Source organism: Streptomyces sp. NRRL F-5755 (genome assembly GCF_001279365.1).
Taxonomy (GTDB): Bacteria; Actinomycetota; Actinomycetes; order Streptomycetales; family Streptomycetaceae; genus Streptomyces; species Streptomyces rimosus.
Window position 1 is genome coordinate 1 of the sequence record NZ_LGCW01000309.1, and the last position, 21,868, is coordinate 21,868.

Genomic DNA, 21,868 nt, shown 5'->3' on the forward strand with positions numbered 1-21,868 from the left:
GTGGTGTTGAGGGGGCGGGTGGTGGGATGACCCGCTTGCGGGTCGGGTTTCCGGTCTGGGGGCGCGGGTCCGGGCCCTCCAGACTTCGTCCTCCGGTCCCGCACCCTCCCGTACGTGTTCGGCTATCGCGGCGTGGGTGGGGGGACGCCTGCCCCCACCGGCCGTCGGACGCCCTACGGCGGGAGGGGGCGGGCTGGAGGACGAAGTCTGGAAGCCCGGTCCCGTGCACGGGTGCGGGGCGGCGGTCAGCGTTCGTGGCGGGCCATCCAGGCGGCCACCAGGGCGCCGGAGATGTTGTGCCATACGGAGAACACCGCTGCCGGGAGTGCCGCTGTGGGGCTGAAGTGGGCGGTGGCCAGGGAGGCTGCCAGGCCGGAGTTTTGCATGCCTACCTCGAAGGCCATGGCCCGGCCGGCCGGTTTGCCCAGGCGGGCCAGGCGGCCGGCTGCGTAGCCGAGGGTCAGGCCGAGGCCGTTGTGGAGGATCACCGCGAGGATCACCAGGGCCGCCGCGTCCTTGATGCGGGCGGCGCTGCCGGATACGACGATCAGCACGATGACCGCGATGGTCAGGGCGGACAGCCACGGCAGGGTGGGGAGTGCCCGGTCGACCCAGCGGCCGAGTGTGAGGCGGACCAGGAGGCCGCCCAGTACCGGCAGCAGCACCGTCTTGAGGATGTCGGTCACCATGACGCCGGCGTCCACGTCCAGGAACTGGCCGGCGAGCAGGAGGGTCAGGGGCGGGGTGATCAGGGGGGCCAGGACGGTGGAGACCGTCGCCACCGAGACCGAGAGTGCCACGTCGCCGCGTGCCAGGTACGTCACGACGTTGGAGGCGGTGCCGCTGGGGGCGCAGCCGACCAGGATGACGCCGGCCGCGAGCTGCGGGGGGAGATGGAGGGTGGTGGCGATCAGCCAGCCCAGGCCGGGCATGATCACGTAGTGGGCGACCAGGCCCAGGCCCACCGCCCAGGGGCGTTTGGCGACCGCCGTGAAGTCCGGCGGGGTCAGGGTCAGGCCCATCGCGAACATCACGACGCCGAGCAGCCACGGGACGGCCGGAGCCCAGCCGGTGAACGGCGCGGGCCACAGCAGCCCGGCCGCGCCGGCCGCGATCACCAGGAGCGGGAAGACGGTGACGGCCCGCCGCGCCGCCCGGTCGGAGGCGGGCAGGTCGCCGGCGGGGGCGGGGCGCTGGCTGAGCTGTTCGGTCGGCACGGCGGAACCCTAACGCCGGGGTGGGTGTAGGGGGCAGGGGGTTTCGGATGGTGGACGGGAGGTCAGTCGGTGAAGGCTTTCGCCAGCGCCTCGGTGAAGCGGTCGGTGGTCGCGCGGTCCCGTACGGCCAGCCGTAGCCACTCCGGGCCCAGACCCGGAAACGTGTCGCCGCGCCGTACCGCGAAGCCCAGCGTGCGCAGCCGGGTGCGGACGGCCGCGGCGTCCGGCAGCCGGATCAGGACGAAGGGGCCCTCGGCCGGGGTGGTCACATGGATCTTTCGGCCGTCGGGGGTGCGGATCTCCGCCAGGCTGGCCAGCAGGTGGTCGCGGTCCGCCGCGATCTGCCGGGCCGCTTCCGCCGCTTCGGCCAGCGCCGCGGGTTCGGAGCACGCTTCGGCCGCGGCGAGCGCGGGCGCCGACACCGGCCACAGGGGCTGGGCCCGTTCCAGGTCCGCGATGGTTTCCGGGGCGGCCAGGACGTAGCCGATGCGCAGGCCCGCCAGGCCCCAGGTCTTGGTCAGGCTGCGCAGGACGACGAGTCCCGGCAGGTCCGTACGGGATGCCAGGGACGCGTGTTCGCCGGGGACCGCGTCCATGAACGCCTCGTCCACGACCAGGGTGCGGCCGGGGCGGGCCAGCCGTGCGATCTCCGCGGCGGGGTGCAGGACGGAGGTGGGGTTGGTGGGGTTGCCGATGATGAGGAGGTCGGCGGTTTCGGGGACGTCGGAGGCGGTCAGGCGAAAGCCGTTCCGTTCGGTGAGGAGGACCCGTTCCACCTGGTGGCCCGCGTCGCGCAGTGCGGCCTCGGGTTCGGTGAACTGGGGGTGTACGACGGCTGGGCGCCGCGCTCGTACCGCTCGGGCGATCAGGACGAACGCCTCTGCCGCGCCCGCCGTCAGCAGCACCCGCTCCGGAGGGAGCCCGTGCCGTGCCGCCACCGCCGCGCGCGCGGGGCCGCCGTCCGGGTAGGCGGCCAGCCCGTCCAGCGAGGCGGCGATCCGCGCCTTGAGCCAGGCCGGCGGCGTACCGGTGCGTACGTTGACCGCGAGGTCGGTCAGGGCGGCGTCCGCGCCCCGTACCTCGGCGTCGCCGTGGTGGCGCAGATCCGGCTCGTACGGGCGGGAACCGGGTATGCCGGCGGGCGCGGCGGACGGCGGGGTGGTCACGGTCTCTCCTCGGTGCGGTGGGGTGTGGTGCGGGCCCTGGCCACGGCGCAGGTGGCCCGGGCCCCGGGCAGCGACTTGCGCTTGGCGACGACGAGTTCGGCGGGGCCGGGGCCGCCGCCGGCCGCGGTCAGCGCGGCGGCCTCCGCGACGCTCGGCGTGCCGGCGGCGGCCAGCGGCGCGCGGGACGGATGTGGTACGGATACGGCGGCCAGGACCGCGGCCGGGTACGTCAGCAGCGGCACGCCGAGCCGCCGCGCCGCCTCGGCCAGCCCCGGCTCCGCCGCCTTGGTGTCCACGGTCGCGAGGGCGGTGACCGCGTCCGGTGTGAGGCTCACCGAGGCGAGGCTGTCGGCGATGAGCGTCAGTACCTCGGCGGCCGGGACGCCCCGGCGGGCGCCGACGCCGACGACGACCGGTGCCGCGTTCACCGCGACCGCCCCGGGCGCCGGACATGCGCGACGCGCGCCCGGTCGGTAAGCAGGAGTGAGGGGTGCCGGAACCCCGGGGAAGGGGTGAGACCGTGCCGGTGGCCATCGCGCTGGGCGCGTTCCTGATGACGCTGCTCGGCGGCTGGATCGCACACCGCGTCACCGACCGCAGGCACCTGGTCCTGGGCCTGGCCGGGGGCCTGATGCTGGGCGTGGTCGGCCTCGACCTGCTGCCGGAGGCGCTGGAGGCGGCGGGCGGCGAGGTGTTCGGGGTGCCGGCCGCCCTGCTGTGCTTCGTGCTGGGCTTCCTCGCCACGCACGCGGTCGAACGGCTGCTGGCGGTCCGCAAGGCCGCCCACGGCATGGACCCGGAGGAGCGGGTGCCGCAGGTCGGTCTGACGGCCGCCACCGCCATGGTGGTGCACAGCTTCATGGACGGCTTCGCGATCGGCCTGGCGTACCAGGTGGGCCGGGAGATGGCGGTGGCGGTGGCGCTCGCCGTCATCGCCCATGACTTCGCGGACGGCTTCAACACGTACACGATCACCAGCCTGTACGGGAACGCCCGCAACCGGGCGCTGCTGATGCTCGGCGCGGACGCGCTGGCCCCGCTGGCCGGTGCCGCCGCCACCCTGGCGTTCACTCTTCCGGAGCAATGGCTCGGGGTGTACCTGGGCTTCTTCGGCGGTGTGCTGCTCTACCTGGCGACCTCCGACATCCTCCCGGAGGCGCATCACGACCATCCCGCGCTGTCCACGCTGCTGTGCACTGTGGCGGGGGTGGGGTTCATCTGGCTGGTGGTCGGTATCGCGGCGTGACACGGGAGAGGGTGCCGGGCCGGAGCGGCACCGGGCAGGGTGGTCATGGCGTGCCGGCTCCCGCGCCTATGGAGACCGGGCCGTTGCGCCCTTCCAGTACGGCCGTCAGTCCGGGCTCGTCGCCCGCTTCGACGGCGAGCGCGGTCCCCAGCGCGGCCAGTTCGGCGCGGATCGTCGCCGGGTCGGGGTGCGTGCCGGAGAACGCCTGCAGCCGTACGACGGGCAGGGCCTCCCCGGCGGCCGGGTGCGGCGCGTCGCCCCAGTCCAGCAGGAACGGCACCAGCCCGCCCGCGCGCGGCGGTGTCAGGGTCCACGACAGGGTGGCGCCGTCCGGGGTCCGGCGGCTCATCGTCACCGGCTCGCCCGGGTCGTAGCCCAGCGCGCGGGCCCGCGCGATGTGTCCGGCTATGCCGTGTACCCGGACCGCCCAGTGGGCCAGCCGGGGCCCGGCCAGGGAGTCGATGCCGAACCAGCGCGGCGCCTCGGGGGCGGGCTGCGCGGGGTCCGGCCCGATGATCTCCAGGTAGGCGCCGTCGCCCAGCCCCAGCAGGGCGTTGCGGGTGCCCCGGCCGGGGTGCCCGCCGCCCGGCACCGGCCGGACGCCGGTCAGCGCGGCGACCTCGGCGGCGGTGCTCTCCAGATCGGGGGTGGCGAGGACCAGGTGGTCCAGTACGGCGTCAGCCACGGGGGGCCTCCAACGGCGGGCGGGCAGCGGCGCCCGCCGCCAGGCGGCGGGCCAGCGACGGCTCGGCCGCCCAGTGGACGTGCAGGTACGAGGCATGCACCCCGTCCTGGACGTGGCCCTCCACCCGGCGTGCGGGGTGGGTCATGCCCCAGGCGGGGGACGTGCCCGCGCCCGGTTCCAGCACCGTACGGTGGAATTCGTGGCCGCGCACCCGCGTACCCGCCGCGGCAAGGGCGTTGTCGCTCAGCGCCACCGCCTCCCGGTAGCCCAGTGTGAGCCGCTGCGACATCCGCGCGTCGGCGGGCAGGACTCCGCACATCGGCTCGCCGTCCAGGGAGCGTGACAGGTACAGCAGCCCCGCGCACTCGGCGACGACCGGTGCGCCGGAGGCCGCCAGGGCCACCACGGACCGGCGCAGCGGCTCGTTCGCCGACAGTTCGGCCGCGTACATCTCGGGGAAGCCGCCGCCGATCACCAGCGCCCGGGTCCCGGAGGGCAGCCGCTCGTCCCGCAGCGGGTCGAACACGGCCACCTCCGCGCCGGCGGCCGTCAGCAGCTCGGCGTGCTCGGCGTAGGAGAACGTGAACGCGGCGCCGCCCGCGACGGCCACCACCGGCTTGCCGGTCACGCTGTCCGCGCCGCCCTGGGCCACGGCCCGCGCCGGGTCCCAGGCCGTGCCCGGCAGTTCCGGGGCGCTGTGCGCCAGCGCCAGCAGCGCCTTGAGGTCGCAGCCCTCCCGTACCTGCGCGGCCTGCGCCCGTACGGAATCCACCGCCTCGGCCTGCCGCTCGGCGACCGGGACCAGGCCCAGGTGCCGCGACGGCGTCTGCACCTGCGGCGCCCGGCGCAGCGCGCCCAGCACCGGCACGCCCGCCTCGTCCAGCGCCGCGCGCAGCAGTTCCTCGTGCCGGTCCGAGCCGACCTTGTTCAGGATCACCCCGGCCAGCCGCACCCCCGGGTCCCAGGACGCGAAGCCGTGCACCAGCGCCGCCACCGACCGGGACTGCGCCGAGGCGTCCACGACCAGCACCACCGGCGCCCGCAGCAGCTTGGCGACCTGCGCGGTGGAGGCCAGTTCGCCGTACCCGGAGGCGCCGTCGTACAGGCCCATCACGCCCTCGACCACCGCCAGGTCGGCACCGGCCGAACCGTGCAGGAACAGCGGTGCCACCTGGTCGGGGCCGCACAGGTACGCGTCCAGGTTGCGGCCGGGGCGGCCGGTCGCCAGCGCGTGGTAGCCCGGGTCGATGTAGTCGGGGCCCACCTTGTGCGCGGAGACCGTCAGCCCGGCCTCGGTGAAGGCCGCCATCAGGCCGGTGGCGACGGTCGTCTTGCCGGTGCCCGAGGCGGGCGCGGCGATGACGAGCCGGGGGATGGTGCTCACTGCTCGGCTGCTCCTGGTGCTGCGGTGCCCGGCGCCGGTGCCGTGCGGGGTGCCCGAATCACCACTCGATGCCCCGCTGGCCCTTCTGGCCCGCGTCCATCGGGTGCTTGACCTTGGTCATCTCGGTCACCAGGTCCGCGAAGTCGCACAGCTCCTGCGGCGCGTTGCGGCCCGTGATGACGACGTGCTGGGTGCCGGGGCGGTCGCGCAGGACGGAGACCACCTCGGCGGGGTCCACCCATCCCCAGTGCATCGGATACGCGAACTCGTCCAGCACGTAGAGCTTGTACGTCTCGGCGGCCAGGTCCCGCTTGACCTGCTCCCAGCCCTCGCGGGCCGCCTCCTCGTTGCTGAACTGGGAGTCGCGCTGCACCCACGACCAGCCCTCGCCCATCTTGTGCCAGGCGACCGTGCCGCCCTCGCCGGTGCCGCCCAGCACCCGCAGCGCGCGCTCCTCGCCCACCTTCCACTTCGCCGACTTCACGAACTGGAACACCCCGACCGGCCAGCCCTGGTTCCAGGCCCGCAGCGCCAGCCCGAAGGCGGCGGTGGACTTGCCCTTGCCGGGGCCGGTGTGGACGAGGACCAGCGGGCGGTTGCGGCGCTGGCGGGTGGTGAGCCCGTCTTCCGGGATGACGGACGGCTTTCCCTGTGGCATTACGCGGCCCTCCGGGTGGTGTGGTTGGTGCCCTGTCCGCGGACGTCGCGGACGAGCGCGGAAACACTGTCCGCGCGCAGTTCGTCGAGGGTGACGGCGGTGCCCTGGAGGTCCCGGGCCAGCTCGCGGGCCAGTCCCAGCCGTACGGGGCCCGCCTCGCAGTCCACGACCACCGAGGCGACGCCCTCGGCGCCCAGCAGCCGCGCCGCGCGCGAGGTGCGCATCAGCGGGTCGGGGCCGCCGGTGGACCGCCCGTCGGTGACGACCACCAGCAGCGGCCGGCGCGAGGCGTCCCGCAGCCGCTCGACGCGCAGCACCTCATGGGCCTTGAGCAGGCCCGCGGCGAGCGGGGTCCGGCCGCCGGTGGGCAGCGACTCCAGCCGGGCCGCGCCCGCTTCGACCGACGAGGTGGGCGGCAGCGCCAGTTCGGCCTCGGAGCCGCGGAAGGTGATCATGCCGATCTTGTCGCGCCGCTGGTACGCGTCGAGCAGCAGCGACAGCACCGCGCCCTTGACCGCGCTCATCCGCTTGCGCGCCGCCATCGAACCGGACGCGTCCACCACGAACAGCACGAGGTTGCCCTCGCGGCCCTCGCGCACCGCCTCGCGCAGATCGTCCCGGCGGACGACCAGCCCGGGGCCGCTGCGCCCGCGCGCCACCTGGTGCGGCGCTGCGGCCTGCACGGTCGCGGCGAGGTGCAGCCTGGTCAGGGTGCCCTGCGGGCGGCGGGCGCCGGTGGTCCGGCCGTGCGCCGTACGGGCGCGGGAGCGGCGGCCGTCCGCGCCCTCGCCGAGGCCCGGGACGTCCAGGCGCCGGGTACGGAACGGGTCGCCCGCCGCGACGGCGGCCTTTTCGCCGCCTCCGGATGCTTGCTCTTCCGCGTTCCGGGACTGGGCCTTCGGGTCGGCGGGGGCCGGTTCCGGGGCCTGGGGCTGTTCGGGCAGCTGCGGCTGGTCGTGCGGGGTCTGGTCGTGCGGTGCCTGCGCGTCCTGGCCCTGCGGGCCGTCCGTGCCGCCGTCACCGTCGCCGTCCTCCGGGGGCTGCCCGCCGCCGGGCCCGTCGGGGCCGTCCTCGGGGCCGCCGTCCGGTTCCGGGTCGGGCTCCGGGTCGTCGTCCGCGCCGAACTCCTCCAGGACCTGGTCGAGTTTGTCCTCGTCCAGGCCCGGGGCGTCGAACGGGTTGCGGCGGCGCCGGTGGGGGAGCGCCAGCAGGGCGGCCTGCCGTACGTCCTCCTCGCGGACCTCCGTACGGCCCGCCCAGGCCGCCAGCGCACTGGCGGTGCGCGCCATCACGATGTCCGCGCGCATACCGTCCACCTCGAACGCGGCGCAGACAGCGGCGATTTGCCGCAGCACCGCGTCCCCCAGGACGACATCCGGCAGCAGCGCCCGCGCGGCGGCGATCCGCTCCCGCAGCTCACCCTCCTCGGCGGCCCAGCGCGCGGCGAAGCCCTCCGGGTCCGCGTCGTAGGCCAGGCGGCGCCGTACGACCTCGACCCGCTGGTCCGGCTCGCGGGACGCGGCGACCTCCACGGTCAGACCGAAGCGGTCCAGCAACTGCGGGCGCAGTTCGCCCTCTTCGGGGTTCATGGTGCCGACGAGCAGGAAGCGCGCGGCGTGCCGTACGGAGACGCCTTCGCGCTCCACGTACGAGGCGCCCATGGCGGCGGCGTCCAACAGAAGGTCCACGAGGTGGTCGTGGAGCAGGTTGACCTCGTCCACGTACAGGATGCCGCGGTGCGCGTCCGCCAGCAGGCCCGGCTCGAACGCCTTCACGCCCTCCGACAGGGCCCGTTCGATGTCCAGCGCGCCGACGAGGCGGTCCTCGGACGCGCCGACCGGCAGCTCCACCATGCGGGCCGGGCGCTCCTCGGAGCCGCCCGCCTCGTGGGGGCCGTCCGGGCACGCGGGGTCCGGCGCGGCGGGGTGGCAGGAGAACCGGCAGCCGGTGACGACCGGGACGTCCGGCATCAGCGCCGTCAGGCCACGCACGATCGTGGACTTCGCGGTGCCCTTCTCGCCGCGGACCAGCACCCCGCCGATGGCCGGCGAGATGGCGTTGAGCAGCAGGCTCAGCCGCATGTCGGACATGCCGACGACCGCGGTGAACGGGTAAGGGACCGATGCCATTAAGGAGTACCCCCTTCGAGGGACGTGCGGTGTGCGGGCGGTGCGGCGGCCGCGCCGGGGGCGGCCGCGCCGGGGGCGGCCGGGGCGGGGGGCGGCGGCGGTATCGGCGGCGCCCCCGGCGGCACGAACGGCAGCCCGGCCGGGACGCCGTCCTCGATGAGCCGCAGCAGCGCGTCCGTGTCCGCGTGCTCCTCGATCAGGTCGCCCAGCTTGTCGAGCTGCTCCTCGCGCAGCGCGGCGAAGCTGGTGTCCGGCGCCGGGACGAACGCGCGGCCCGCGTCGGCGGCCACCCGCCGCAGGAACGCCCGCCGGAAACCGTCGCTCTCCAGGGAGCCGTGCCAGTGGGTGCCCCAGACGGCCCCGGACCGGCAGCCTTCCAGGAACGGCTCGCCGCCGTCGACCTCCGCCACGCCGTGGTGGATCTCGTACCCCTCGACCGGCTCGCCCAGCGCCTCGCCGGCCGGCCGGGCCAGCGTCTTCTCAGCCGCGAACCGTACGCGTACGGGCAGCAGCCCCAGCCCGTCCACGGTCCCGGCCTTCGACTCGACCTCGTCCTCGATGCGCTCGCCCAGCATCTGGAAGCCGCCGCAGATGCCGAGCACCGGGCGGCCCTCCGCGGCCCGCCGCCGCACCGCGTCCGCGATGCCGCGCTCGCGCAGCCACTGGAGGGCGCGGACGGTGCCGCGGGTGCCGGGCAGCACCACGAGGTCGGCGTCGGCCAGCTCCTCGGGGCGGTCCACGAAGCGCACCACGACGCCCGGTTCGGCGGCCAGCGCGTCCACGTCCGTGAAGTTCGACATCAGCGGTACGGCGGCCACCGCGACGCGCAGCACATCCGCGCCGTGCGGCGGCGCGACGACGCTCTCGCGGACCGCGCCGCGCAGCGACACCCTCAGGCCGTCCTCCTCGTCGATGCCGAGGCCGTGCGCGAACGGCAGCACCCCGAGGGTGGGCCGTCCGCTCAGCCCCTTCAGCATCTCCAGGCCGGGTTCCAGCAGCGTCACATCGCCGCGGAACTTGTTGACGAGATAGCCCGCGACCAGCGCCTGGTCCTCCCGGGACAGCAGCGCCGTGGTGCCGAAGAACGAGGCGAACACGCCGCCCCGGTCGATGTCGCCGACCACCACGACCGGGATCTGGGCAGCGCGCGCGATGCCCATGTTCACGATGTCGGTGCGCCGCAGGTTGATCTCCGCGGGGCTGCCGGCGCCCTCGCAGATCACCGCGTCATGCGTACGGCGCAGCTCCTGGAGGCAGTCCGTGACCGTACCGAGCAGCCGCTCCTGGCGCCCCGCGTGGTAGCCGCGCGCGCTCAGCTCGCCCACCGGCTTACCCATCAGCACGACCTGGCTGCTGCGGTCACTGCCCGGCTTGAGCAGTACGGGGTTCATCAGCGCGCTCGGCTCGACGCGCGCCGCCGCGGCCTGCATGGCCTGCGCCCGCCCGATCTCCGCGCCCTCGCGCGTCACGAACGAGTTCAGCGACATGTTCTGCGCCTTGAAGGGCGCCACCTTGACGCCCTTGCGGGCCAGCCAGCGGCAGATACCCGCCGTCACCACGCTCTTGCCCGCGTCGGACGTGGTGCCGGCCACCAGCAGCCCGCCGCCCAGCGGCGCCCCACCCGAACCGTTCACCTGGCACTCCTCGCCGTCCGTACGTTGCTGCTGCTCACTTGGACCTCCTGGCCGTACGGGACCGGCGTACCGCACCGGCCGCCAGACGGCCCGTGACCGTGGCCGCCAGCGCCAGCGCGCTCACCCGGCGCGACAGCCGTACGGCCCGGTCGATGTCCGCCACCGCGACGGGCCGCCCGGTGCCGCCGTTGAGCACCGGCCGGTGCTCGACCCGGCCGCCGTACGCCAGGGTGCCGCCCAGCCGTACGCCCAGCGCGCCCGCGAAAGCGGCCTCCACCGGGCCCGCGTTGGGGCTCGGGTGCGACGCGCCGTCCTGCTGCCAGGCGCGCCACGCGCCCCGCCGGTCCGGGCCGGACAGGACCGCCAGCGCGGCGGTCAGCCGCGAGCCGGGGAAGCCGGCCACGTCGTCGAGGCGGGCCGAGGCCCACCCGAAGCGGCGGTAGCGCGGTGATTTGTGGCCCACCATCGCGTCCAGCGTGTTGACGGCACGGAACGCCAGCAGCCCCGGCACGCCCGCGACCGCGCCCCACACCAGGGCGCCGACCACCGCGTCCGAGGTGTTCTCGGCGACGGACTCGACCACCGCGCGCGCCATCTGCTGCCCGTCCAGGGCCTGCGGGTCGCGCCCGCACAGGTGCGGCAGGCGCTCGCGCGCCACATCGAGGTCGCCCACGGCGAGCGCACCGCCGACGGCCCGCGCCTCGCGGCCCAGCGAGGTGCCGCCCAGGACGGCCCAGGTGGCGGCGGCGGTCAGTGCTACGGAGACGGCGGGGGAGCGGCGTACGGCACGGGTGAGGAGCGCGGCACCGGCGGCGGTTCCGCCCGCGCACAGTGCGGTGTGCAGGGCCCCGCGTCCGCGGTCGTCGCGCCACAGGCGGCGCTCCACGGCCGCCGCGGCCCGCCCGAAGGCGGCCACCGGGTGGCCGCGCCGGGGATCGCCCACGACCAGGTCGCCGAGGAAACCCAGGGCCGCGCCGCACGCGTAGCCGGCGTGTTCGGCACGCATCGGATCAGACCGCCGTCGCGCCTCGGAGGGGCAGCGGGGTACGTCCAGCAGGTCTCGAACTGCGGCCGGGCATGGCGGTAGGTCCTCACTCAGGGTCCGCGCCCTGGTTCGACGGGTACGGCGACGAGAGTCTCCTGGCTCCCCGGATCGGCGCTTCCCCCGGCCTTCCAGTCCGTACGGAACCCGCGTCCCGGACGCGGACCGTGGCCCTTGATGGAGGAGCGCTCCCCGGTGACAGTGGCGGGACCGCGCCGGATTCTCACCGGACTTCCTCATCTGTCGCCGATTGGCTCCGGCAGTCCACCACGCTCCGCGAAGCCCGTCAACTCGCGCTTGACCTGCGGCGCGGGGCCCCGCTCACGGCTGTGTCCAAGGCCACAGGGCCCGGTGCCCGGCATACGGCGACGGGGCGTCCGGTGACCGCGGCACCCGCCGCGGTCACCGGACGCCCCGGGGCGCCGTGCCGGTGCCGGTCAGGCGGCGACGATCAGGTAGATGCCGTACGCCACGGCCGCCGCGCACAGCGCGAAGCAGGCGTACGCACCGGTCCGCGCCGCCCCGCCGGGACCGTCGGCGGCCACCGCCTCGCCCTCCTGGCGCGGCTTGCGGGACGTACCGACGATGCCGAGGGTGAACAGGCCCACGATGCCGACCGTCACGACCAGCGTGACGCCGAAGACCTGGCCGAGCGCTGCCCAGTCGATGCTCATTGCGTTCTCGTTCCTTCGTGGAAGCCGGGGGAGGCGTACGTCGGGGTCAGCCGGCGGCCGAGCCGGCCTTGGCGCGGCGCTTGGTCCCGTGCGTCTCGTGCGGGTGGGCGGCCACCGGATCGGCGGTCACCGGGTCGGCGATCACCGGGGCCGCGCCGACCGGGTCGGCGAGCGGCGCGTCGGCCATCGCGGGCGCCGGGACCGTGGCCTCGACAGCCTCGGCCGCCGCGGGGACGGACCCGACCGGGCCGGCGGGCGGCGGCGAGACGGCCTGCAGGGCGGCGGTGACGACGCCCGCGGGCTCCGCGGCCGGACCCTCGTTGACGTTGGTGTGGTCCACCGGCTTGCGCCGGGAGGCCGCCCAGATCGCGCCGCAGACGGCGAGCGCGAGGACCGCGACGGCCGCGATGCCCCAGTCGCCCTGGTCCGCCAGCAGCGCGGCGCCCGCCGCGACCAGGCCGGCGGCCGGCAGCGTCAGGCCCCAGGCGACGACCATCCGGCCCGCCGTGGACCAGCGCACCACGCCGCCCTTGCGGCCCAGCCCGGAGCCCATGACGGAGCCGGAGCAGACCTGGGTGGTGGAGAGCGCGAAGCCGAGGTGGGAGGAGGCCAGGATGGTGGCCGCGGCGCCGGTCTGGGCGGCGAAGCCCTGCGGCGGCTGGATGTCGGTGATGCCCTTGCCCATGGTGCGGATGATCCGCCAGCCGCCCAGGTAGGTGCCGAGCGCGATGGCCAGGCCGGCCGAGGCGATGACCCACAGCGGCGGGTCGGCGTGCGGCGCCACGACGCCGCCGGTGATCAGCGCGAGGGTGATCACGCCCATCGTCTTCTGGGCGTCGTTGGTGCCGTGGGCGAGGGAGACCAGGGCGGCGGAGGCGATCTGCCCGGCGCGGTAGCCCTTGGCGGTGTCCTCCTCGGCGCGGTCGCGGGCCAGCCGGTACGTCAGCCGGGTCGCGGCCATCGAGGCCAGGCCGGCCACGATCGGCGCGGCGACGGCCGGGATGAGGACCTTCATGACCACGGCGCCGCCGTGCACGCCGCTCGCGCCGACGGACACCAGGGTCGCGCCGATCAGACCGCCGAAGAGGGCGTGCGAGGAGCTGGAGGGGAGCCCGGCGAGCCAGGTGACGAGGTTCCAGACGATGGCGCCGACCAGTCCGGCGAAGATCACTTCTGGTCTGATGCCGGCGGTCTCGTCGATGATGCCGCCGGAGATGGTCTTGGCGACCTCCACGGACAGGAACGCGCCGAGCAGGTTGAGGGCCGCCGACATCGCCACCGCTGCCTTGGGCTTGAGCGCCCCGGTGGAAATGGTGGTGGCCATGGCGTTGGCCGTGTCGTGGAAGCCGTTCGTAAAGTCGAACACCAAGGCCGTGACGATCACGATCCCGATGAGAAGCGTGATGTGTTCCATTCACCCAGGCAATCAGTTCGATGGTCAGTAACGCTCGGGACCGTACGGACGACGGGTGAACGGAAGGTGAACTGGGCCGGGCGCCGCGGTGACGCCCCCGCAGGGGTAGCGCGGAGGCGCCCGGGACGTCACGCGGGCCCCGTACGTATCAGCACGGGAGCCCCGCGTGTCCCGGGCGTACCGGACGCCGTGCGGCATATGCCCAGGCCCCATGACGTCCCGCGCCCGGTCTCCCGGCTCAGCCCCGGGCGAAGCGCCGGAGCTGGGCGGCCGTGCCGTTCCACTTGTTCTGGTCGCCCGGCAGCGTGCCGTGGTTCGCGTACTGCCAGAAGCTCGGGTACGCCCAGCCGGCCGGCAGCTTCCCGGGCGTGCTGTGCCAGTTCGCCAGCCACAGCGGGTGGGTGGCGGCGAACGCCCGGCTGCCGCCGGTGCAGCCGTTCCACCACCGCGCCGTCGTATAGATCACCGGCCGCCGCCCGGTCTGCCGCAGCACCTCGTTGCTGAACCCCCGGATCCACCGGACCAGCGCCGCGCGGCTCATCCCGAAGCACGCCCGATCCGGGTTGTACGGATTGTGCTCGATGTCGAGAGCCGGCGGCAGCGTCCGGCCGTCCGGCCTCCACCCGCCGCTGTGGCGCAGGAAGTGCCGGGCCTGCGCGGCGCCGGAGGACGCGTTCGGCACGCCGAAATGGTAGGCGCCGCGCAGCAGACCGGCCTTGCGCGCGCCGCGGTACTGCCGCGAGAAGTGCGGGCTGCGATACCAGTCCGACTCCGTGGCCTTGACGTAGACGAACCGGCCGCCCTTCGCCCGTACGTCCCGCCAGTCGACGGCGCCCTGGTGGGAGGAGATGTCGTGGCCGAGCGGCTTGCCCGCGGCCTCGGCGGCGGGCGGCGCGGGCACGGCGGTGTACAGGACCGCGGTCAGCGCGCCGAGGGCGAGTGTGGCGGCGGTGAGGCGGCGTCTGGCGCGCGGCGGGCGCGGGTGCCGTGGGGCGCCCGCCGCGTGCCGCGGGTCGGGCTGGTGCTCGTGGTCACGGGCCATGGTTCCCTCCCGGAATCTCCCCAGGACGACGACGTACGGGAACTGCTGCGTGCGGGCATGGCTACGTGCGGGCGCGGTGCGTACGCCATGACGGCGTACGGGCGTCATGGCGTGCGGGTGGCATGACGTACGGGCATGGCTACGTGCATGACAAATCTCCGGAAGAGTACCGAGTGATCCGTACAAGGCGGTCGATGCTCGGTCAATCCCCGCCGAGGTGTCACCGGTCCGACATGGGGCTACCGGAAGGCGGGGGTCCGCCCCACGGCCACGCCCCCGGCCCGTACGGTGTCCGCAGCCACCCGCGCACCACCCCCGCGCGCCCCGGCGGGAACGCGCCCGCACAGCACACCGGAGGGCCCACGCATGACGGACCGGGAAGCCATCGACCGCGCCTGGGACGAGCTGGTCGCCACCGCCCGCCGCACGGTCGCCGACGGGCTGGTCGTCGGCACCTCCGGCAACGTCTCGGTACGCGTCGGCGACCTCGTCCTGGTCACGCCCAGCGGCGTCCCCTACGACCGGCTCGGGCCCGGCGACCTCACCGCGGTCGGCCTCGACGGGCGCCCCGCCCGCGGCACGCTCCGGCCGACCAGCGAGCTGCCCATGCACCTGGCCGTCTACCGCGCCACCGGCGCCCGCGCCGTCGTGCACACCCACGCCGCGCACGCCACCGCCGTCTCCACCCTCGTCACCGAACTCCCGCCCGTGCACTACATGACCGCGGCCCTCGGCGGCCCCGTCCGCGTCGCGCCGTACGCCCTGTACGGCACCGAGGAGTTGGCCGAGAACATGCTCGCCGCCCTGCGCGACCGCACCGGCTGCCTCCTGCGGAACCACGGCACCATCGTGTACGGCGGCACCCTTGACGAGGCGTACGACCGCACCGCCCAGCTGGAGTGGATGTGCCGCGTCTGGCTCGCCGCCAGCTCGCTGCCCGGCCGCGAACCCGCCCTGCTGACGCCGGAACAGGTCGCCGCGGCCGGCGACCGGCTGCGCGGCTACGGGCAGCCCGGCTGACGCCCGCCGCCCGCCACGGCCGCCCCGCCCGCTGCGTCCCGGCCCGGCCGCGCGCCGCCGCGCCCGCCGTCACCCGGCCGCTCCCGCCCACTGGCCGCGACCGCCGGACTTGTCCACACTGGGGAGGATGCGTCTGGGTACTGCGGCGGCAGCGGCCGCCACCACGGTGATCGGTGCCGGCGCGGCCGCGGTGGCGGCCGGCCGGTACGCCAGCGACATGGTCCTCAAACCCGCGCCCGACCGGCCGTTGCCGGGCGACCCCCGGCTCACGGTGCACTCCACCGGCCCCGGGCGGATCACGCTCACCCGCAGCCTCGCCTCGCTGCGCCCTGGTACGTACGGCCTGACCGGCGCGGGCGCCCACGCGGTCGTCGGCCCGGTCGTGGACGACGTACCGCATCCGGCCGACACGGTCGTCCGCCGTCTGGAGCGGGTCACCCACGGCACCCTGGAGCCGGGCGCCCGGATGCGGCTCACCCCTCAGGTGCACATCGGCAACCCGCGCGACGCGCTGGGCCTCGACTGCGCCGATGTCGACATTCCCGGCGAACTGGGGGCCCTGCCCGCCTGGTTCGTGCCGGGGGCCCGGGAGACCTGGGTGATCACCGTGCACGGCCTGGGCACCACCCGCGAGCACCCCATGGTCCTCATGCCGTTCCTCAGCGACCAGCGGCTGCCCGTCCTCGACCCGGCCTACCGCAACGACCCGGGCGCCCCGCCCACCGCCGACGGCATCAGCCACCTCGGCGACTCCGAATGGCGCGATCTGGACGCCGCGATCCGCTACGCGATCCGGTACGGCGCGGAGCGCGTCGTCCTGCACGGCTGGTCCACCGGCGCCTCCATGGCCCTGCGCGCCGCCGCCAACTCCGGACTGCGCGACCGCATCGCCGGCCTCGTCCTGGACTCGCCGGTGCTGGACTGGCAGGCCACCGTCCGCGCTCTGGCCGCCGCCCGCCGTACCCCGCGCCCGCTGCTGCCGCTGGCGGTACGCGCCGCCGAGGGCAGCACCGGCCTGCACGCCGACCGGCTGGCCGACGCCTGGGTCCCGGAGCTGCTCACGGTGCCGACCCTGCTGATCCACGGCCCCGACGACACCCTCGCCCCGTGGTCCGCCTCCCGGGAACTCGCCGCCCGCCGCCCCGACCTGATCACCCTTCATCCGGTGCCGCACGCGCCCCACGCGGCCATGTGGAACGTGGATCCGGCCAGGTATGAGGAAACGTTGCGGCGGTTTCTCACGCCGCTGATGTGAGCGGGCGGCGGGGAGGGTTCCGGGGGAGGGGGCGACGGAGGGGAGGGCGGGGTGCAGGGCCCGGACGGCCGGGAGTGCGGGGAGCGCGGGCCTGGACGACCGGGAGTGCGGGGATCGTGGGCCCGGCCGTCCGGCCGCGGATGTCCCTGGTGACCGGCCCGTGAACCCATGGCGACCGGCACACGGGCCCGTGATGACGCCCTCGTGCGCCCCTCGTGCGACGCTCTCCCGGAACGTACCGACCGTTCCGATTGGGCTTTCGGGCCGTCAACGGGAAGACTGCCCCTGTGACGTCCCGTACTCCGCGCGACTCCCGGCTCCGACTCGTCCCCCGTCAACCGATTGCCGCCGCCCGCCGAGCGGTGAGCACCCGGGCCGCCCGGCCTGCGCCCCGGCCGCCGCAGGGCACGCCACCGCCCGCCGAACTGGCGCGGCAGGCCCGCGCCTGTCTGGCCGGTGCCGTACGGCTCGCCCGCTGGGCCGACGGCGAGTACGGCGCGGGCGCCGGGCTGCGGGCCGGCGCGGACGGCGCGCTGCCCGCGGAGGTCACCGAACAGGCCGCGCACGATCTGCGGCTGACCGTGCACCAGGTCCGTACGGACTGGGACCTGGCCCGGCTGGCCGGACTCGTCGAACTGCACGGCGGCGTGGCCCGCCCCGGCTGGCGGCTGCGCGCCTGGGAGCGCGACGACACCGCCGCGCTGCGCGGCTGGGTCGCGCTCTTCGACGCCTGGTCGCTGGCGCGCCCCGCCCCGCCCGGCGCCGGCCCGACCGCCGTCGCCGAGGTCGTCGAGGCCGTGCCGCAGCTCCTCTCCCTGCTGCACCTGTCGGCCGGCCCGGTCCGGCTCCCGGTCCTGCTGGACATGCTGGAACAACGGGTCGCGGAACTCCGCACCGAGCGCTGCGAGGTGCCGTACGGGCCCGACCGGGGCGCGGAGCCGGGGGCCGGCCGGCCGACCGCTCCCACCGGCAGGCAGCCCGCCGCCCCGGACGCCGCCGAGGCGGTGAGTGACGCCGCGGGGGTGTCACTCGCGGTGCTCCTGGACTGGTCGCTGGACGGCCTCGCCGCCGTCGGCGCGCTCGTCGTGCGCGACGGTGCGAAGACCGGCGTGCCCGCCGAACGCGAAGCGCTGCTCACCCCCCTCGGCAACTGGTCGGTCTGGGTCAAGCTGGAACAGATCTGCGTCGCCGCGCAGAGCCCGGCGGGCAACATCGAGCAGTCCGCCGAGGCGATGCTGCGCGGCTGCGCCCGGCTGACCCCCGGCCCGGCACGCGCCGAATACCGCGCCTGGCTGGCCGCCCGGTCCGCGGGCAGCGCGGTCGAGGAACTGCTCGACGTGGCCCGCGGCGAGGACGCGCTGCTGCGCGGCCTCGCCTTCGAGGCGCTGCGCGCCGTCGGCGCCCCGGCGGAGCCGGCCGTGCGCGCCGCCGCCGACGAGCCGGGCCTGCGGCCGTACGCCCTGCTCTGGCTGGTCGAGCACGAGGGCGGCGACCCGGAGACCGCGCCGGACGTGCTCACCCGCGAGGAGTCCACCTGGCTGTGGGTGGACACCGCCGCGGCCGTCGCCGACCACGGCGAGAGCCAGCTGCTGGTCCGCCACCTCGAATCGGCCGTCCAGGGCTCGGTCCCGCGCCTGCTGGAGGAGGTACGGGCGGTCGGCCATCCACGCACCGTGCAGGTCCTGGTCGCGCTGGCCGCCGCCCACCCCGACCCGGCCCTCGCCAAGGCCGTACGGCGAGCCGCCTTCCAGGTCCACACGGGCGGCGCCTGACGCTCCCGGGGCGGGCGGCCGGACCCGATCGCGGAGTCCGGCGCCCGTCCCTCAGCTCTGCGGCAGCGCCGGCGCGTACGTCCCGAAGGTCCAGAGGTTGCCCTCCAGATCGCGGGCCGTGTACTCACGGGAGCCGTAGTCCTGGTCCGTGAGCGGCAGGACTATCTCCGCCCCGGCCCGCTCGGCCCGCCGGTGATGCGCGTCCGGGTCCGTGACGGTCGTGTACACGCCGATCGGGCCGCTGTCCCCCAGCGCTTCTTCGTACGGCCCGCCACTGCCCTTCGAGCCCAGCATCACCACGCCGTTCCCGAAGGCCAGCTCGGCGTGCAGCACCGTGCCGTCCTCGCTCTCGTACAGCGCGGTCTGCCGGAAGCCGAAGGCTTCCGTGAGCTGCTTGATCGCCGCCTTCGCGTCGCGGTAGCGCAGTGCCGGACAGAATGTGGGCGTCCCCGCCGCCACCTCGGTCATGACGATCACCTTCCCTGCCTGTGATCAGACTCCGCGGACCTCGTTTTGAGACCCACATCACAGTCTGGCACCAGGGTCTGACAACGCCCCTCGAACACCCTCCGACCAGCGACGACGAGCAGGATGACCGGCACCACGACCAGCGGAGCGGACGCGTGCGGCGGCTCAGCGGAACGTGTCGCAGCGCGCCATGTTCCCCGTACGGAACCCGGTCGAGAACCACTGCTGCCGCTGCGCCGAGGACCCGTGCGTCCAGCTCTCCGGCGTGACCCGGCCCTGGAAGCGCTCCTGGATCCGGTCGTCGCCGACCGCGGCCGCCGCGTCGAGGCCGTCGCGTACGTCCGCCTCGGTGAGGCTGGTGATCAGCGGCCGGCCGGTGGCCTCCTGCGGTGTGTCGGTCGCGTGCCGGGCCCACACCCCCGCGTAGCAGTCGGCCTGGAGCTCGACCTTGACCGAGCCGCTGTCCGCGCCCGGGCGGCCGCCCTGTGAGCGGCCCAGCGTGCCCGTCAGGTTCTGGACGTGGTGGCCGTATTCGTGCGCCACGACGTACGCCTGCGCGAACGGCCCGCCGCTGGAGCCGAACTTCGTGCGCAGCTCCCGGAAGAAGTCCAGGTCCAGATAGACCTTGCGGTCGCCGGGGCAGTAGAACGGCCCGACCGCCGAGGTCGCGGACCCGCACGCGGTGTCCGCGCGGCCGGTGAACAGGACCGTCGGCGCCCGCTCGTACGCGGCGCCGCGCCGCCGGAACTCCTGCTGCCAGAAGGACTGCGCACTGTTGACGACGGCCACGGTCCGGCAGTCCTCGCGGCTGTTGGCGTCCTGCCCGGTCCGGCACCGCTCCTGGACCCGCTCGGCAGGCGAGGCATTGGGCTCCGGCGACTGATCGGTGTCCGTCAGGCCCAGCTCGTTCGGCCCGATGCCGAAGAACAGCCCGGCCACCAGCGCGATCAGGCCCGCCAGCCCGCCGCCGAGGGTGGCCCGCCCGCCGGGCAGCCGGCTGCCGCGCCGGTCCTGGACCTGCGAGGTGTCCAGCCCGGCGTCGTCGTCGAACTGCATGGCCGTACCGCCCTCCGCCGCTCGGCCCCGTACCGGCTCGTCTCCGTGGGGATCACACCGTCCGTGCCCCATCCAGCCGCGCCCACCCGCCGACCGCGACCCCGGACGGCCGAACGGGCGAGCGGGAAGGAAGGAGAACGACGGAGGACAGGGAGGGCAGGGAGGACGCGAGCGGACGCGCGCGATCCCCCCTCACCCCGCCGCGCCGACGGCCCGGAAAAACTGGTTGCACGTCACCGTTAGACTGGTCCGTATGGCAATTCTCCTCGCGCATTAGACGGCGTCGGCACGCCGTCCAGGCCGCCCTTCCGCACCGGCCCTGCCGTGCGGGGCGCGCGCCGCCGCGCGGCTGTGATCATCCCCGTCCCTTCCGCTGTCCTTACCTGCCCAGGAGTCTTCCCCGTGATCACCGCCTCCGGCCTGGAGCTGCGCGCCGGCGCCCGTGTCCTGATCGAGTCCGCTTCGTTCCGTATCGCCAAGGGCGACCGGATCGGTCTGGTCGGCCGCAACGGCGCGGGCAAGACGACCCTCACCAAGGTCCTGGCGGGCGAGGGCATGCCCGCGGCCGGCACGGTCACCCGCTCCGGCGACGTCGGCTACCTGCCGCAGGACCCGCGCACCGGCGACCTGGACGTGCTCGCCCGCGACCGCATCCTCTCCGCGCGCGGCCTGGACACCGTCCTGCGCAAGATGCGCGAGAACGAGGACCGGATGTCCAACGGCAAGGGCGCCACCCGCGAGAAGGCGATGAAGAAGTACGAGCGCCTGGAGACGGAGTTCCTGACCAAGGGCGGGTACGCGGCCGAGGCGGAGGCCGCGACCATCGCCGCCAGCCTGGGCCTGCCGGACCGCATCCTCGGCCAGCCCCTGCACACGCTCTCCGGCGGTCAGCGGCGCCGCGTCGAGCTGGCCCGCATCCTCTTCTCGGACGCCGACACGCTGCTCCTGGACGAGCCCACCAACCACCTCGACGCCGACTCGATCGCCTGGCTGCGCGACTACCTGAAGACGTACCGCGGCGGCTTCATCGTGATCTCCCACGATGTCGACCTGGTCGAGACCGTGGTCAACAAGGTCTTCTACCTGGACGCCAACCGGTCGCAGATCGACATCTACAACATGGGCTGGAAGCTGTACCAGCAGCAGCGCGAGGCCGACGAGAAGCGCCGCAAGCGCGAGCGCGCCAACGCCGAGAAGAAGGCCGCCGCGCTGCACTCGCAGGCCGACAAGATGCGCGCGAAGGCCACCAAGACCGTCGCCGCGCAGAACATGGCCCGGCGCGCGGACAAGCTGCTGGCCGGCCTGGAGGAGGTGCGCGCCTCCGACAAGGTCGCCAAGCTGCGCTTCCCGGACCCCGCGCCGTGCGGCAAGACCCCGCTGATGGCCGAGGGCCTGTCCAAGTCGTACGGCTCGCTGGAGATCTTCACCGATGTCGATCTGGCCATCGACAAGGGCTCCCGGGTCGTCATCCTCGGCCTGAACGGCGCGGGCAAGACGACGCTGCTGCGGCTGCTGGCGGGCGTGGAGAAGCCGGACACCGGCGAGGTGCGCCCCGGGCACGGCCTGAAGCTGGGCTACTACGCGCAGGAGCACGAGACGCTGGACCCGGACCGCACGGTCCTGGAGAACATGCGCTCGGCCGCGCCGGACATGGACCTGGTCGACATCCGCAAGACGCTCGGCTCGTTCCTCTTCTCCGGCGACGACGTCGACAAGCCCGCGGGTGTGCTCTCCGGCGGCGAGAAGACCCGGCTGGCGCTGGCCACCCTGGTCGTCTCCTCCGCCAACGTGCTGCTCCTGGACGAGCCGACGAACAACCTCGACCCGGCCAGCCGCGAGGAGATCCTCGGCGCGCTGCACACCTTCACCGGCGCGGTGGTGCTGGTCTCCCACGACGAGGGCGCGGTGGACGCCCTCCAGCCGGAGCGCATCATCCTGCTCCCGGACGGCGTCGAGGACCTGTGGGGCCAGGACTACGCGGACCTGGTCGCGCTGGCCTGAGCCGG

19 protein-coding genes and 1 riboswitch are annotated in these 21,868 nt (G+C 74.9%); of the genes, 5 read left to right on the plus strand and 14 right to left on the minus strand.

The features are described from left to right. Positions 1-245: 245 nt before the first annotated feature. The 3 genes from ADK86_RS36145 to ADK86_RS36155 all read right to left on the minus strand — a co-directional run bounded on the left by ADK86_RS36145 (position 246) and on the right by ADK86_RS36155 (position 2,811). Positions 246-1,217, minus strand: a complete 972-nt coding sequence (locus ADK86_RS36145; protein WP_053700436.1) for a bile acid:sodium symporter family protein — start codon at positions 1,215-1,217, stop codon at positions 246-248. Between the two features lie 62 nt (positions 1,218-1,279). Continuing rightward, a complete protein-coding gene (cobC, locus tag ADK86_RS36150) occupies positions 1,280-2,383 on the minus strand; it encodes an Rv2231c family pyridoxal phosphate-dependent protein CobC (RefSeq protein WP_053700437.1) in 1,104 nt (367 codons plus the stop codon). Continuing rightward, entirely contained in the window at positions 2,380-2,811 is a 432-nt protein-coding gene (locus tag ADK86_RS36155; RefSeq protein ID WP_053700438.1) for a cobalamin biosynthesis protein, read from the minus strand. The genes cobC and ADK86_RS36155 overlap by 4 nt, the downstream gene beginning before the upstream one ends. A gap of 92 nt (positions 2,812-2,903) precedes the next feature. Between ADK86_RS36155 and ADK86_RS36160 the strand changes: the two genes are divergently transcribed. Next, positions 2,904-3,629 (plus strand): ZIP family metal transporter, encoded by a 726-nt coding sequence (locus ADK86_RS36160; RefSeq protein WP_053700487.1) that lies wholly within the window; start codon positions 2,904-2,906, stop codon positions 3,627-3,629. A 43-nt stretch (positions 3,630-3,672) separates the two neighbouring features. On the opposite strand, the gene ADK86_RS36165 is transcribed toward ADK86_RS36160, so the two are convergent. The 9 genes from ADK86_RS36165 to ADK86_RS36205 all read right to left on the minus strand — a co-directional run bounded on the left by ADK86_RS36165 (position 3,673) and on the right by ADK86_RS36205 (position 14,291). Further along, on the minus strand, positions 3,673-4,314 hold the full coding sequence (locus tag ADK86_RS36165; RefSeq protein WP_053700439.1) for a VOC family protein: 642 nt from the start codon (positions 4,312-4,314) through the stop codon (positions 3,673-3,675). Further along, positions 4,307-5,698: a cobyrinate a,c-diamide synthase gene (locus ADK86_RS36170; RefSeq protein ID WP_053700440.1), complete on the minus strand. Its 1,392-nt coding sequence runs from the start codon at positions 5,696-5,698 to the stop codon at positions 4,307-4,309. Before ADK86_RS36170 ends, ADK86_RS36165 begins: the two co-directional genes overlap by 8 nt. 58 nt (positions 5,699-5,756) lie before the next feature. Next, on the minus strand, positions 5,757-6,356 hold the full coding sequence (cobO, locus tag ADK86_RS36175) for a cob(I)yrinic acid a,c-diamide adenosyltransferase (protein WP_030596696.1): 600 nt from the start codon (positions 6,354-6,356) through the stop codon (positions 5,757-5,759). Continuing rightward, positions 6,356-8,485, minus strand: coding sequence for a putative cobaltochelatase (locus tag ADK86_RS36180; RefSeq protein WP_053700441.1), 2,130 nt, complete (start codon positions 8,483-8,485; stop codon positions 6,356-6,358). Before ADK86_RS36180 ends, cobO begins: the two co-directional genes overlap by 1 nt. Next, the gene (locus ADK86_RS36185) at positions 8,485-10,095 is read right to left on the minus strand and encodes a cobyric acid synthase (RefSeq protein ID WP_078952503.1); all 1,611 of its coding nucleotides are present in this window, start codon (positions 10,093-10,095) and stop codon (positions 8,485-8,487) included. Before ADK86_RS36185 ends, ADK86_RS36180 begins: the two co-directional genes overlap by 1 nt. Before the next feature lie 58 nt (positions 10,096-10,153). Beyond that, on the minus strand, positions 10,154-11,125 hold the full coding sequence (locus ADK86_RS36190) for a cobalamin biosynthesis protein (RefSeq protein WP_053700443.1): 972 nt from the start codon (positions 11,123-11,125) through the stop codon (positions 10,154-10,156). A gap of 127 nt (positions 11,126-11,252) precedes the next feature. Then, positions 11,253-11,401: riboswitch (cobalamin riboswitch) on the minus strand. A 197-nt stretch (positions 11,402-11,598) separates the two neighbouring features. Then, complete coding sequence (locus tag ADK86_RS36195) at positions 11,599-11,835, minus strand: hypothetical protein (RefSeq protein WP_030372220.1); 237 nt, start codon at positions 11,833-11,835, stop codon at positions 11,599-11,601. A 46-nt stretch (positions 11,836-11,881) separates the two neighbouring features. After that, complete coding sequence (locus tag ADK86_RS36200) at positions 11,882-13,249, minus strand: inorganic phosphate transporter (RefSeq protein WP_078952497.1); 1,368 nt, start codon at positions 13,247-13,249, stop codon at positions 11,882-11,884. A gap of 238 nt (positions 13,250-13,487) precedes the next feature. After that, the gene (locus ADK86_RS36205; protein ID WP_053700444.1) at positions 13,488-14,291 is read right to left on the minus strand and encodes a lysozyme; all 804 of its coding nucleotides are present in this window, start codon (positions 14,289-14,291) and stop codon (positions 13,488-13,490) included. 366 nt (positions 14,292-14,657) lie between these two features. Between ADK86_RS36205 and ADK86_RS36210 the strand changes: the two genes are divergently transcribed. From ADK86_RS36210 to ADK86_RS36220, 3 genes are all read left to right on the plus strand, one after another. Further along, positions 14,658-15,311, plus strand: coding sequence for a class II aldolase/adducin family protein (locus ADK86_RS36210; protein WP_030180520.1), 654 nt, complete (start codon positions 14,658-14,660; stop codon positions 15,309-15,311). Positions 15,312-15,438: 127 nt separating this feature from the next. Continuing rightward, complete coding sequence (locus ADK86_RS36215; protein WP_053700445.1) at positions 15,439-16,566, plus strand: alpha/beta hydrolase; 1,128 nt, start codon at positions 15,439-15,441, stop codon at positions 16,564-16,566. Positions 16,567-16,853: 287 nt separating this feature from the next. Beyond that, the gene (locus tag ADK86_RS36220) at positions 16,854-18,338 is read left to right on the plus strand and encodes a hypothetical protein (RefSeq protein ID WP_078952498.1); all 1,485 of its coding nucleotides are present in this window, start codon (positions 16,854-16,856) and stop codon (positions 18,336-18,338) included. Between the two features lie 51 nt (positions 18,339-18,389). On the opposite strand, the gene ADK86_RS36225 is transcribed toward ADK86_RS36220, so the two are convergent. Together ADK86_RS36225 and ADK86_RS36230 are read right to left on the minus strand one after the other, a co-directional pair. Continuing rightward, positions 18,390-18,806, minus strand: a complete 417-nt coding sequence (locus ADK86_RS36225; protein ID WP_053700447.1) for a VOC family protein — start codon at positions 18,804-18,806, stop codon at positions 18,390-18,392. Positions 18,807-18,971: 165 nt separating this feature from the next. Beyond that, positions 18,972-19,862 (minus strand): neutral zinc metallopeptidase, encoded by an 891-nt coding sequence (locus tag ADK86_RS36230; RefSeq protein WP_053700448.1) that lies wholly within the window; start codon positions 19,860-19,862, stop codon positions 18,972-18,974. 402 nt (positions 19,863-20,264) lie between these two features. Between ADK86_RS36230 and ADK86_RS36235 the strand changes: the two genes are divergently transcribed. Continuing rightward, on the plus strand, positions 20,265-21,863 hold the full coding sequence (locus tag ADK86_RS36235) for an ABC-F family ATP-binding cassette domain-containing protein (protein ID WP_003984923.1): 1,599 nt from the start codon (positions 20,265-20,267) through the stop codon (positions 21,861-21,863). Positions 21,864-21,868 lie beyond the last annotated feature (5 nt).

Excerpts from the sequence above, each read along its gene's own strand:
- ADK86_RS36215 (WP_053700445.1), top strand. The coding sequence starts at position 15,439 with ATGCGTCTGGGTACTGCGGCGGCAGCGGCCGCCACCACGGTGATCGGT.
- ADK86_RS36180 (WP_053700441.1), bottom strand. The coding sequence starts at position 8,485 with ATGGCATCGGTCCCTTACCCGTTCACCGCGGTCGTCGGCATGTCCGAC.
- ADK86_RS36225 (WP_053700447.1), bottom strand. The coding sequence starts at position 18,806 with ATGACCGAGGTGGCGGCGGGGACGCCCACATTCTGTCCGGCACTGCGC.
- ADK86_RS36190 (WP_053700443.1), bottom strand. The coding sequence starts at position 11,125 with ATGCGTGCCGAACACGCCGGCTACGCGTGCGGCGCGGCCCTGGGTTTC.
- ADK86_RS36195 (WP_030372220.1), bottom strand. The coding sequence starts at position 11,835 with ATGAGCATCGACTGGGCAGCGCTCGGCCAGGTCTTCGGCGTCACGCTG.
- ADK86_RS36210 (WP_030180520.1), top strand. The coding sequence starts at position 14,658 with ATGACGGACCGGGAAGCCATCGACCGCGCCTGGGACGAGCTGGTCGCC.
- ADK86_RS36205 (WP_053700444.1), bottom strand. The coding sequence starts at position 14,291 with ATGGCCCGTGACCACGAGCACCAGCCCGACCCGCGGCACGCGGCGGGC.
- ADK86_RS36200 (WP_078952497.1), bottom strand. The coding sequence starts at position 13,249 with ATGGAACACATCACGCTTCTCATCGGGATCGTGATCGTCACGGCCTTG.
- cobO (WP_030596696.1), bottom strand. The coding sequence starts at position 6,356 with ATGCCACAGGGAAAGCCGTCCGTCATCCCGGAAGACGGGCTCACCACC.
- ADK86_RS36230 (WP_053700448.1), bottom strand. The coding sequence starts at position 19,862 with ATGCAGTTCGACGACGACGCCGGGCTGGACACCTCGCAGGTCCAGGAC.